Here is a 13423-nt window from a genome sequence, read left to right as displayed (position 1 = left end):
CCTCCTCTCCCGTTATTGATTCGGGAGTTACTGTTATGAATTCAGCAGGTGCTTGAGTTCGGCAATGGTGACTGTCTCAAAATGAGATAGTGCCCTCAGCCATTCTCGGCACTTGTGCTCGCCCACCCTTGGCAAGACACAAGCAGTAAATTTGTTCTCAATTTCCGCCTGAGACAGCGGTTTTTCCGGATTGCCCTTGGCGAGATCATTCTCGATACTCAAGGTTTCACCGTTAGCCAGATACACTCGGATCTTCACCGGCGCGGTGCCGACAAAACCCAGTTTTTCGATCTCGGGATCAACCCGCATCCGGATTTTCGGCATCAGTGCCTGCACACGGGGATCACACACGGCTTCATCGGTAAACTGAGCCAGCCCGACAGCACCATGGATCAACCGGGAAGCCAGGGCATATTGCATCGAGAACTTGGCCTCGATAGCATTGTGCGGATGGCTACAGACCAGCTCGCGCGGCCCAAGCAGGCTGGCGCCTACCTGGATGTATTCGATCTCTTCTGTCTTCAGAGGTATGCCGCCGCGCTCTCGTTCAATCAGCAAGGCATCCCAGCAATCAATGGCAGGATGGCTGCCGCTGCAACAGGGGTATTGTTTGAATACCAACCCGTTCTCCAGCAAGTCCCACCGCTGACCCAGCGTTATTTCGGCAGCATCAAGTGAAGTGATCCCGGTAAAGCACTGGGCAAAACCATCAGCAGCCTCAATAACATCAGGCTGGCCGGTGACTCCCAGCATTGCCAGCTCAGCGGCATTGACCCCGTTGAACGCAGCCAACCCGGCATGCATTGCCTTGGTCTGGCTTCCAAAGTTGCCTCGCACACCAGATGCCGACGATGCGGCAATCGCCAACGCATTGGTCATAGCCGTTTCATCGAGACCAAGCAGAACACCGGCCGCTACTGTGGCCCCGAACACACCTATGGCAGGCGTGGTATGCCAGCCCTGCTCGGACAGTTGCGGCATTACCCACTTCGCAATTTGATGCTGGGCTTCTACCCCGGCGATATACGCCAGCAAGATGCTGTTGCCACCGAGCTGTTTCTCCTCGGCAGCCGCAAAAGCAACAGGTGCAACGGTGACGGTCGGATGGCCTATCGTCGCCCAGCTGACATCATCAAAATCCAGTGCGTGGGAGGCTGCACCATTGGTATAGCAGGCGTAGGCCATACTGGTTTTCTGTCCGGTGCCCAGTACACTGCAATTGCCCTGCGGCGCTCGCTGCATCGCAAACTGCTGAAGCTTTGTGGCCACAGGCATTTGACTACCGGCGATGGTGACAGCGACGTAATCAGTCAGGGCTGTCTTGGCTACCCGCGCCACCTCATCGGGCACCTCATCCAGCTGCAGGCTCACACACCAGCGTGCGATCTGCCTTAATAACGGTTCGGGGTTCATGCTGTTTCCTCAACCTGTTTTTCCTGTCCGCTTGCTGATTCTGAGTCAGCCACCTCCTGCTGGTAACGTTTCACAGCTGCGGCACTGGCCTTGGGATCTGTCATCACCATAGGATCGAGCAAATAATCAGCCTGCGCCGAGGTCAGCAACTGCTCGGCCAACACCACTTCGCGGACACTAAGGTTCTGCTCGAAGGCTGCCGTCGCAATACGGCTTCCCACCTTGTAACCAAACAGAGTCGCAATCACCGTTGCCAGAGCGGTGCTCTTTTCGGCATATTCACGGCATACCGCTTCGTTAGGCTGAAGATCTTTAAGGCACTTGTCGACAAACAACGGAATTGCATTGGTCAGCAGGGTACAGGACTCAAACAGCGCCTTGATGATCACCGGCTCCCAGACATTCAGATCCAGCTCACCGCCCTCGACGGCCATGGTGATCGACACATCATTACCTATCACCTGATAGGCGATCTGGTTGATCAGCTCCGGCATAACCGGGTTGATCTTGCCCGGCATAATAGACGAACCCGGTTGAACGGCAGGTATAAGCAATTCATTAAGCCCGGCACGCGGGCCACTTCCCTGAATACGAAAATCCGTCGCCATTTTGGACAGGAAGGTCGCCAGCTTTTTGATCTGGGCGGCAACCTCAAGGTAGGCATCACCGTTTTGCAGTCCGTCGAAGAAGTTGTCCTCGGCAATAAACTGCTCGCCAGTGATCTCACGAAGCTCAATATAGACCTGCTCCAGATACCCTTCGTGGGTTGAAAGCCCGGTACCCACCGCAGTGGCGCCAAGAGGCAGGTCCAGCGTTTGCTCGCTGGCTGTTTTCAGCGCCAGGTGCAGGCGTCGTACCTGATGCAGGTAGCCACTGAACTGCTGGCCGAGGGTAATAGGCACTGCATCCTGCAGGCAGGTTCTGGCCAGCTTGACGACATGCTCGAAAGCCTGGGTTTTCTCCTCCAGCATGGCTTCCAGTGCCGCCACTTCCTTGATGAGCTGATTCAGGTTCAGGCGGCAGGTCATCTTCATTGCCGCCGGGATCACGTCATTGGTTGACTGCCCCATATTGACATGCGTATTGGGATGCACCTGGTCATAACCCTTTAGGCCGGTGATAATTTCGTTGGCACGGTTGGCAATCACCTCGTTGGCATTCATATTGGTTGACGTACCGCCGCCGCCCTGAAAAATGTCGATAGGGAACTGGTCGTCAAAACGATGCTCCATCACTTCCTGCGAAGCCTGTACAATGGCATCCGCCAACTTTTCATCCAATGCACCAATCTTGCTGTTTGCCCTGGCTGCTGCCTGCTTGATGGCCGCAACCGACCACAGGTAATGCGGAACATCCACCGCCGTACGGCCGGAAACCGCAAAGTTATCCCGGGCACGTACAGTCTGAATGCCGTAATACGCCTCGTCCGGTAACATCATTTCACCTAATACATCAGATTCTTTTCTCATGATTCAATCCTGCGGCTTTCTGCCATATTCTTTGTTGACTAGCTCTGTTGAGTAGATTCTATGGCAAGGATGATGCGGATTATTTGAACTAGCTCCGTACTTGGATACCAGTGGGGAATATAATGCTGAGTATTAGTTAGACTTATAGTATGGCCTGATATGGACTCCATTGCATTTGATCTTCGCCAACTCAGAACTTTTATAACTGTGGTCGAAACCGGCTCGTTCAGCAAAGCGGCCCAGCACCTGAACCAAACCCAGTCAGCGGTTTCTCAACTGGTCCAGAGCCTTGAACATGTGCTTGACTGCAAACTTCTGGACAGGAGCAAACGCCCAATCAAGCTTACTCTGTCGGGTCGAGAGCTATACGAGCAAGGCAGCAAGCTATTGGCGGAATCACGCAAGCTGCAAGACTGGATGCATTCCATCGAAAAAGGCAAGCTACCGCGGTTACGGATCGGTATGGTCGATTCGGTCACCCAAGTTGCCGGAATAGAGTTGCTCAAATATCTCCAGCCCAAAGTGGCCCATATCAACCAGATGACCGGCACGGCCCCTGAACTGCTGGCCTCGCTGCAATCAGGCAAGGTCGATATCATCATCTCGATGACCAATCAGGATATCCCTCAGGAGCTCGCCATGTTCCCGCTACTCAGTGAACAATATGTGGTTGTCACTCCCTCAAGCTGGGAGCCGAAAGAGATTCAGTGGCTGGCCAAGCACCAGTCCTATATCGCCTACGAGAACTGGACACCGACAGGCACCCAGACCAACAACTGGCTGCGATGGCGAAACTACAAACCGCAAAGCCAGTTCTCCCTCGACAGAGCTGATAACGTTCTGGGAATGGTGGCCGAAGGCTTGGGCTGGTCGCTAACCACCCCCACCTTTCTGGCCCGCCAACTGGGGCTGCTCGACAAGCTTGAGTGCCAGCCTTTGCCCGCTCCCGGCATCACACGACAACTGGCTGTTATCTGCAGAAAAGGCGAATTTGGCAATATGATCGAAGAATTTGTTGCTGATATCAGAGAGATTATTCTTGGCAAGAAAGTGCATGAAGTACAAAAACGCTGGCCGTGGATTGGCGAATAATCCCTTTGCCACTGTTCAATATGAGCATGAATGAATAAAAAGTAGCCAATCGTTACTTTTTTAGATTAAATACTCAGTGCAACAGCTTTATTTGTTCTATACATAACTCCATCCCTCTTAACGGACTAAAGCGGATAACAGGTGAGTACATGAACCATTTGCTGAACATCACGACATCTTCACTGGCTTCCACTTACCGTTTCTGGCGCGGAACCGTTGCCAGCAAACACATCGAGCAACCAGAAGAAACGCTCATTCTGTTTGATCAGGAAGGTGGCTCGAAATGCCGTCTCGTTCGTGAAATACTTACCGAGTTCGATTTGAATGTGATTATCGCTCCTTGCCCCGAGGGAGGAGAAAATCTAGCCAAGCTGAAATCAGCATTCAACGGCGCCACTCCACCCGTTTTGGTCGATTCTAACAACCCAAACGTTGTCCAAGGGGCTGAAGACATTACCCATCACCTTTTCCAGCAATACAGAGGGACCAAGCCTCCCAAAGCATGCCTCGGACAACTCAGAAGTACCCTAACATCCAAACTGGCATCTGGAGTCAGGCTAGGCGCAGGCATCAAAGCTCGTCGTTCACGCAAACAGCCAACTCCGCCATCACAACAGCCTGATCTGCCGCTGATCCTATACAGTTTCGAATCCAGCCCGTTCTCCCGCCCTGTCCGTGAAAAACTGTGCGAGCTTGAGCTAACCTATATCCTGATCAATCTCGGCAAGCAACAATTCTCCGACATGGGCCCGGCCCAATTTCACTGGAGCCTGAAACCCTACAAACCACTGCCAAACACCAAACGGGACGAGTTCTTCAAACAGCACGGCAATGTCCAGGTTCCTTATCTGATGGACCCCAACACCGGTGTCGACATGTTTGAGTCAAAGGATATCTTGCGGTATCTGGAAGAGAGGTATGGGTGAGGCGGCAACCTTAAAGTTATTGCCGCTTTAACTCTCTAACTTTAAAGCTCTATTTGAGCTGTTGGTAATGTTCTTGGTGATAAGTAATAAACCTAATATCAATTTTATGCTTTCTATTGGTAATCAAGTGACCATCAATTCCGTTTAATGACATATCTTCATTAATCGTGAATCCACCATTATCAAACAGGACATGATGATTAGGGCATAAGCATAAAATATTACTTTCATCATCAGGACCGCTATGAGGCATCCCCAAAGGCTGAATATGAGCCGCCTCTGCATATAGGCCCGCACTCGTTTCAAGTGCCATTCCGCAAACTTGACACTTATAACCATGCCATTCTTTTACTCTTCTAGCTTTGGTTGTATCTCGCACAATACGTTTTACGAGAACAACTTTTCTTTCAGTTTCTTTATAACCAGGCGGCTTATCTAGTTCTTTAGTATCATTCTGCTTATCAAGCCCTGCCAGCTCGCATGAAACTAAAGAATAACGCCAAATATAGTGCCCTGAGATCCCCCTTTCACACCAATAATCTTCCACTATATAAAGGCCCGCATAACAATAACCTTCATCTGGGGAATATTCGCTTTTGTGTTTATGGCTTCGAGTAACACGTACAGGCAGCTGATACAATTTACTTTTGGCAAGGGCAAGATTTTTTCCTGTTAGCTCTTGATCAGCAATTTGTTGCTTCGTTTTTTCATCTCTGCCGCCAGCGCCAGTATAGAGAATCCTATCACCATAATCTTGGTCATCTTCATAACCACCAGATAATACAATAGAATCAGCACCTTCGATAATAGAGCCACTAATACCAGCTTGATTCGGAGGATGAATGCCTGATTTAGCTAATTCAGCACGATTCGCAAAAATCTGTCCCGGATATACTCCTTCAATTTCACCAAACTGACGCATGCATACCTCATAACTGCACAGTTACACGCATTCATAGCATGTATTGATAACAGTGCAATTATGACTAATTAGTTAGTCATAGATAAGTCTATAATGTCTAATATCAACAACTTATTAGTAAACTTTGGTGTCCATCATGTTTTAGACATTCAAATGCACAAACACGCATAAACCCTCATCCGGTTAGACGAAACCAATCTATGATAAAAATCAAAGAGAAAGCGTGTTTCAATCGCACTATTCATGTTGAAACAAGACAATGGACGTTAAAGAGACGCTTATCTTCAGCGTTCAAGGAGGGCACTATGTCTCACGATAAGACACCCGTTAATAAGATGCCTGATAACGATGCGGCCAAGGCTCAAACTAAGAGGACTGAAACTGAAAATATCAGGGATAACAGACCAAAGACATATAGGCTGTTGATGCATTTTCTTACCCTGGCGCCTATCGCTCATCTCTTCATCGGCATGCCCCTGTTCTTTGTGATTTTTGCAGGCTCGATAAGCTATTTCGTCGGCCTTTGTCTCTACCTGCTATCTCTCGTGCTCCCTGTCGAGTTTGCCGAATCGCTGGCACTCTCTTACACCGTATCCGGAAAGCTTCTGGTTGGTTCCACCCTATATCATGGCTGGCCGATCCCGCTAATGAGCCTGTTCCCTGTGGTTTATCTGGCTTGTCTGCTCCTGCTTCGCTACCGCTTTGGCAGTTCTAACTTTGCCTACTGGGTATCCTATGACATAGAAACTATTTGGCGGGTCACACTGATTTCCTTTGCTGTAATGGCCGCCGGTATTGTTGCGGGGCTTGGAATGAAAACCGCCGCAATTTGCTCAACGGTTGTGACAACCCTGTATTTGCTCATCAGGATTTATCGCTTCTATGCGCCGTTATGGGGTGTGTACTTGCGAAAGCTGAATGCCTGATTTGCTCCAAATGGGTACTCGCAAGCTCGTAGTAACCCTAACCCTCCCCTTGAAAAGGGGAGGGAACAAAAGCCAGCACACCCTGAATATTTCGCATGAATAACATGGACGGTGAGTGCTCGTCCCCATTTTGAACCAAAAGACTTCGAAGCCTCTTGTTCTCAAATTTAAACAGCAATTTCCTTTGATATTGCAGAAGTTAACTACACTTCAAGCATACCCTACCGAATAATTAAGTATCTTCCCGTCTCCTCAAACGTAGTAAAGACGACAGGAATGATGCTTCGTCGCAGGATATTTACTATGCAGGGAAATACGCAGCGCCAATTCGAAGAGAGTCCAGAGCAAACTGCAGAATTGGTCTTGCAACTGGTCAAAGACCTTGTAGACGAACTGCGACAGGGGCAACAACCGGATACGCCACTACAACTCGATTGCCAGTTTGATCAGGATCTAGGCTTTGACAGCCTGGCACGGGCTGAGCTCATTCAACGCACCGAAAAGCAGTTCAGTGTTTCGCTGCCCGATCAAACGCTAGCCAGTATCGAAACCCCTCGAGATTTGGTCCGGGAGCTCTTGCAAGCAACCCATACTGGCGACGTCTCTGTTTCCGAGCTGCTCATCGAGCAAATCCAGCTTGATGTGGTCGAATCAGCGCCGGAGCATGTCCACACCTTGCAAGAGGTACTTGACTGGCATGTCAACACCCACCCAGACAGGCCACATCTGTATGTCTACCAGAATGCCGATCAGGTTACCGAAATCAGCTACCGGATGATTCAAGAAAAAGCGCGCCAGATTGCCAACGGGCTCATCAAACAGGATATCGCACCGGGAGAGTGCGTGGCTATTATGCTGCCAACCAGTAATGACTATTTCTACAGCTTCTTCGGTATTTTGTATGCCCGCGCGATCCCCGTGCCGATTTATCCCCCGGCGCGCCCCTCGCAGATAGAAGATCACCTCAAGCGCCATGCCAATATCCTGCAAAATGCCGAGGCCCGGCTGCTTATTACTGTCCCCGAAGCCAAACCCTTATCACAACTGCTACGTATGCAAGTTCCCTCGATCAAGGCGGTTGTCACCGTGTCTGAGATCATGGGATCGACAGCCCCCCCTGATGTCGGCGATGCCCATACCTCTGATATTGCTTTTTTGCAGTACACCTCAGGCAGCACCGGTATCCCCAAGGGTGTGGCGTTAACCCATGCTAACCTGCTGACCAATATCCGGGCCATGGGCAAGGTGGTCAAAGCCAGTTCAAGTGATGTGTTTATTAGCTGGCTGCCGGTCTATCACGATATGGGGCTGATCGGCACCTGGTTTGGCAGCCTGTACTATGCCAGCCCGCTGGTGATCATGTCACCCTTGTTGTTCCTGTCAAAACCCCAGCGCTGGTTATGGGCGATTCACCGCCACCGGGGCACAGTGTCACCGGCGCCCAACTTTGCCTATGAGCTTTGTATTAATAAAATCGACGAGAGCGAGCTTGAAGGTCTGGATCTCAGCAGTTGGCGGCTGGCATGGAACGGTGCCGAACCTGTCAGCCCCAGTACCATAGCGCGCTTTACCGAGCGCTTCGCCAAATACGGCTTTAGACCCGAAACCATGTCACCGGTATATGGCCTGGCAGAATCATCGGTTGGACTGACGTTCCCAACCGAAATAAGAACTCCGCGAATAGAGCGGATCAAACGGGAGCCGATGACACGCTTCGGTCGAGCCGAAACCGCCGGCAGTGACGATCCCGATGCGATGCAAGTTGTCGGACTGGGTCTGCCCTTGCCCGGACATCAGATCCGGATCATGGATGATCTTGGTCGCGAACTGCCGGAGCGGGAAGAAGGCGAACTGGAGTTCAAGGGCGCTTCTGCCACCGCCGGTTATTACCGCGATCCGGAAAAAACCAAACTCCTCTATCACGGCGACTGGCTCAATACCGGCGATCGCGCCTTTACCATCGGCGGCGAGCTTTTTCTGACCGGACGAAGCAAGGACATCATCATTCGTGCTGGACGCAACATCTATCCCCATGAGCTGGAAGAAGCCGTCAGCAAGGTGCCAGGGATCCGCAAGGGCTGTGTTGCCGCCTTTGCCAGCCATGACAGCCGAACCGGCACCGAACGCCTCATCGTACTGGCCGAAAGTCGTGAAACAGACACCACCAAACAACAGGAGCTTAAGCATCAGATCAACAATCTGGCGCTGGATTTACTGGGAAGCCTGCCAGATGATGTGGTCATCGGACTGCCGCATACGGTACCTAAGACATCGAGCGGCAAGATACGGCGGGCAGCCTGCAAGGAACTTTACGAACAGGACAGCCTTGATGTCCGCCAGCGTGCTGTCTGGTGGCAAACACTACGTCTCATGACGGCAGGTATCACACCGCAGCTCAGGCGTTACTGGCGAATGACGTTAGATGTAGGTTATGCCGCCTACATGTGGCTGATGATGGCCATCCTGGCCTCTATTGTCTGGAGCTTTGTTGCGGTTGTGCCCAACCGTGACTGGTGCTGGAGGATCACTCGCACCGGGGCCCGGGCACTTATCAGGCTAACAGGGACCAAGCTGACAATAAAAGGGAAGGAGCATTTACCAGATCCTGATTGTGTTTCCGAAACACCATGCATTTTAGTCGCCAACCATGCCAGCTATCTTGACGGCCTGGTCATGGTTGCTGCCACTCAGCTCAAATGCCGCTTTGTCGCCAAATCTGAGCTAAAGAAGAACTTTTTCGCCCGGCTATTTCTGTCTAAGCTAGATACCGAGTTTGTCGAACGTTTTGATGCCGAGAAAGGGATTTTGGATGCCAAGCGCATTGCCGACAGCGCCCATAGCAGCCAACCTCTGTTTTTCTTTCCCGAAGGCACACTCTACCGAATGGCCGGTTTGCACGAATTTCACATGGGGGCATTTACTGCCGCCGCAGACGCAGGGCTCCCGGTTCTTCCCGTTACACTCTGCGGTACCCGCTCCAAACTAAGAGATCGTTCCCTGTTCCCGAGACGGGGCAATATCAGTGTCACCATCAGCCCCCTCATTTACCCGCAAGGCAATGACTGGAATGCGGCCCTGAAATTAAGGGATCAGGCAAGGTCGGAGATCTTACGCCATTGCGGAGAACCGGATTTGGCCCACAGTAAGAACAACCGATAATATTGACCATAAAAGTTACCGGGTAACCGACCTGTCTCATTACAGGTAGTAAAAAAACAGGAAGAGACATTGGTCTCTTCCTGTTTTGCTGGGCGGTCGGTGATTGCAGACCTAAAACTTAATGGAAGTAATCCACCTGTTGTTTAAGCTCAGCAGACAGTCCCTGCAAATCATTCGCTCGCTTCGATGTCTGAGCTGCAATATCACGCCCCTGGCGGTTCAGGTTGCTAATTTCTGTCGCATTGGCCGCAATCTCCTGGGTGACCTGCGCCTGCTCTTCCGACGTTGCTGCGATGGTCTCAGACTGGGCAGCAATAGCCGTAACCTGGGTGGTGATCCCTTCCAGAGCCAATCCGGCCTGCGTAGCCTGCTCGGTAACCAGTTTTCCTTTCTTCTGGCTCTCGGACATCATTGAAACGGCACTGCTGGTACAGCCGCGCAGCTGCTCGATAATGCTAACTACTTCCTTAACCGACTCCTGGGTTCGGTGGGCCAGTGTTCTCACTTCATCGGCCACTACGGCAAACCCGCGTCCCTGTTCACCGGCACGGGCAGCTTCGATAGCCGCATTCAGTGCCAGCAAGTTGGTCTGTTCGGCAATCTCGTCAATCATCCGCGTCACAGACTGGATGTTGTCGCTTTCACGGCTCACCATGTTGATCGCTTCTGCCGACTGCTTCAGTTGGTCGTTCAGGCTTGCAATTTCAACGCTTACCTGCGAGACCAGATCAGCTCCCGACACGCTGTCATTATTGGCCGAACGAACGCTTTCGGCTATCGCCTCAACTTGCTCTGCCACCGACTTCGCCGACGACGCCATTTCCTCAATGGCCGTCACCACCTGCTCAACCTGCTCTTGCTGAACATCAGACTGGCTCAGACTTTGGTGCGCATCATTCGACAGACTGTTTGCCTGCGTCTGTACCGATTCACTGCTTGTCCGGATTTCTCCCACCAAGCTGTTCAGCTTGTTTGCCATCGAAGCCACACCATAGGTCAGGCGCTCGATCTCATTACCCGACTGGCCATTGCCTTGCTCCATCACCAAAGTCACTTCACCTTTGCCCAGTCGTTCCATATAACCAGTCAGGGTTGTCAGCGGCCTAATCAACTTGCTCAGGTACAGACTAAGGATTACGAAAGTCACCAAACAGGCAAGGGCGGCAACAATGGCAATCACGGTCAATAGCTGCTGGCTACCTTTGGTCACCTCTTTAATGAATGTACCGCCCAGCAACTTCCAGTTCCAACCCGGCACTTCGGTATAAACGAGATATTTCTCTCCCACAAAACCGTTATATTCATACGGGTAGGTCATCAGGCCACTGGGAGTCTCAAACAACTTTCCAAATGGCTTATTGCCGTCATAGTCAGCAACATTGATGATTGACGCGCCTTTGTCCTTAATAACTGGGTGATATAGGTACTCTCCCAAGTTATCCTTATCGTTATCAACGACAATGGTATAGCCCGTATCACCCCAACGAATATTTGCCAAACTCGCAAACACCGCTTTTGTCGCTTCATCAATCGGGATACCGATAAATGAAATAGCAACCACCTGACCATTATCATCTTTAATCGGTGCATAGTAAGTCAGGTAAGTATTACCAAATAGTACAACCTTGGCATAATATGGCTGACCACTTCTTAGCTTACTAATACCAGGGTGTCCGTGTCCCAATTTAGTACCAAGCGCCCGCTTGCCACTATCGTTTTTCAAAGAGGTAGCAACCCGTAAATAGTCATTGCCCGATGCGACAAATAAGGTTGCAATTGCCCCTGTATCACGGCTAAACCGGTCAACAATATCCGTATCGTTAATCAATGAGTTATTATTCAGCGTGACGTCTTGCACCTGCTGTCCAGCAAAACTGACCTTAGTGTCTTCGAAAGACAAGCCGTACAGATACCCCTGACGAAAAGTACTTTCTAACTCACGTGCAGTCTCAAGATAAATATCAAACTGACTTGAAATAGTAGCAGCCACCGCATCCAGTTTTGACTGCTGCTCTTTCAGTGTCTGTTCTAGCAATATTTCAGAAGAATTACGGTACACAATTGTGGCTACCGAGCTAAAGGCGGTGATGATTAATACACTGATCACCAGCTTCAGCTGAAACCCTATACTCTTATTGTTGATTATCTTCCACATAGTCCAGCAATGAGGATGCTCACCCTCTGCCCTTTTTGAACAAAAAGCGAATAGTGTATTTGTAAAAGGTATATGTAAACTACTAATTATTAAAACTTGTTAACAAATAAAGCTTTTATTGATCTATATTAAACAGAATAAGCACTCGGTAGTTATGAGCCAAATAGCACACAATCTATCTATATTAATTCAGGTTAACAACATATCCATATCAGCACATATAATACGTACTTGATAATACAAAAAACCTCAAAAAACTCATTAGCGATGAAAAATCACGTGTGATTAGTGATTACTTATTGGATATCAATAACAAACGAAAAATTACAGGATTTTATCTAAAAGAACAAATCATGATGGTGATCAATGAATATATAATGAGCATTCAGCTGCTATAGTCTTTTATCAATTGCAATGATATTAAATATCAGCATTATGAAAAGCAATGTCTAAAATTTAATAAAAGGAGTGTTATTAAATGTTATGTCCAGACTGTAAACAGCCAATGATTAAATCAACGGATAAGCATAATCACTGCGTCGACATTAACTGTCCACCATCCCGGACACACTGCCCAAAATGTGATTCATCCAATACTCATATTAAATCCAAAAGTATTACCGATGCAGAAATAGAATGTAAAGACTGTGCAGAAGTTTGGACTATTTCTCGTTCATAGCTATCTTATATTCACACAACCAGATAATTTTATTGTAATAAAGAAAATTGACTTTCCTTTATTATAATTTCATGCCTTTAAACTAAGGGAATTTGTAGTGCTCGACATATATTAATAATCTGTCGAGCCTATATACTCATACAAATAAAACCACAAACCATGTGATGCCGACAAATATCATTGAGACAAAAACAGCAGCAGAACCAATATCTTTCGCTCTGCCCGACAGCTCATGGTAATCCGAGCCTATACGATCAACAACGGCTTCAACGGCCGAATTGAGCAGCTCGACGATCACCACCATAAACAGGCTCGCAATCATGGCCAACTGTTCAAATTTTGTCACCGGCAAAAAGAAAGTAACGGTGGTCAGTAATACCAGCAATACAATCTCCATTCGAAATGCCTCTTCATACTTCCAAGCCGCCTTGAGCCCCTGAATAGAATAGATGGTGGCATCAAAAACCCGCTTTAAACCTGTCTCTCCTGGCTTCATTCCTTTACTCGCTCTCTATCAACTCCCTATCTTCATATTATACCCAAGCTACCTCAAGATGCTCGTTTCAGCGAGAATTACTTGGCTTGTAGGCTAGGCGCCGATTTGAAGATCTAGTGGCTCTAAATCAATAATCGGTAACAACGCATGGAAGCCAAGTAAACTCGCCCTTTGGGAGTGAGCCAG

9 protein-coding genes are annotated in these 13423 nt (G+C 49.3%); 4 read left to right on the top strand and 5 right to left on the bottom strand.

All coding sequences use genetic code 11. The features are described from left to right. Positions 1–33 precede the first annotated feature (33 nt). Positions 34–1413 (bottom strand): MmgE/PrpD family protein, encoded by a 1380-nt coding sequence (locus tag EIZ48_RS11810; protein ID WP_160651414.1) that lies wholly within the window; start codon positions 1411–1413, stop codon positions 34–36. Then, positions 1410–2882, bottom strand: a complete 1473-nt coding sequence (locus EIZ48_RS11805; RefSeq protein WP_160651411.1) for an aspartate ammonia-lyase — start codon at positions 2880–2882, stop codon at positions 1410–1412. The genes EIZ48_RS11810 and EIZ48_RS11805 overlap by 4 nt, the downstream gene beginning before the upstream one ends. 159 nt (positions 2883–3041) lie before the next feature. On the opposite strand from EIZ48_RS11805, the gene EIZ48_RS11800 reads away from it, so the two are divergent. After that, a complete protein-coding gene (locus EIZ48_RS11800; RefSeq protein WP_160651408.1) occupies positions 3042–3974 on the top strand; it encodes a LysR family transcriptional regulator in 933 nt (310 codons plus the stop codon). 149 nt (positions 3975–4123) lie between these two features. Further along, positions 4124–4900 (top strand): glutathione S-transferase N-terminal domain-containing protein, encoded by a 777-nt coding sequence (locus tag EIZ48_RS11795; protein ID WP_160651405.1) that lies wholly within the window; start codon positions 4124–4126, stop codon positions 4898–4900. A 49-nt stretch (positions 4901–4949) separates the two neighbouring features. Here the strand turns inward: EIZ48_RS11795 and EIZ48_RS11790 are convergent, their stop codons facing one another. After that, positions 4950–5822, bottom strand: coding sequence for a YDG/SRA domain-containing protein (locus tag EIZ48_RS11790; protein WP_160651402.1), 873 nt, complete (start codon positions 5820–5822; stop codon positions 4950–4952). Between the two features lie 305 nt (positions 5823–6127). Here EIZ48_RS11790 and EIZ48_RS11785 point away from each other — a divergent pair, with 305 nt between their 5' ends. Together EIZ48_RS11785 and EIZ48_RS11780 are read left to right on the top strand one after the other, a co-directional pair. Next, positions 6128–6748 (top strand): hypothetical protein, encoded by a 621-nt coding sequence (locus EIZ48_RS11785; RefSeq protein ID WP_160651401.1) that lies wholly within the window; start codon positions 6128–6130, stop codon positions 6746–6748. Between the two features lie 303 nt (positions 6749–7051). Continuing rightward, positions 7052–9907, top strand: a complete 2856-nt coding sequence (locus EIZ48_RS11780) for an AMP-binding protein (protein ID WP_160651398.1) — start codon at positions 7052–7054, stop codon at positions 9905–9907. A 118-nt stretch (positions 9908–10025) separates the two neighbouring features. Here the strand turns inward: EIZ48_RS11780 and EIZ48_RS11775 are convergent, their stop codons facing one another. Continuing rightward, positions 10026–12062 carry a methyl-accepting chemotaxis protein gene (locus EIZ48_RS11775; protein WP_160651395.1) on the bottom strand — a complete coding sequence of 679 codons (2037 nt, stop codon included), beginning with the start codon at positions 12060–12062 and terminating at the stop codon, positions 10026–10028. Between the two features lie 815 nt (positions 12063–12877). Beyond that, complete coding sequence (locus EIZ48_RS11770; protein WP_160651390.1) at positions 12878–13237, bottom strand: diacylglycerol kinase; 360 nt, start codon at positions 13235–13237, stop codon at positions 12878–12880. Positions 13238–13423: the final 186 nt, after the last annotated feature.

The sequence above is a fragment of the Photobacterium alginatilyticum genome, assembly GCF_009910675.1.
Lineage (GTDB): Bacteria > Pseudomonadota > Gammaproteobacteria > Enterobacterales > Vibrionaceae > Photobacterium > Photobacterium alginatilyticum.
The sequence above is the reverse complement of the archived record's forward strand: the minus strand, read 5'-3'. Positions and strand labels throughout refer to the sequence as shown.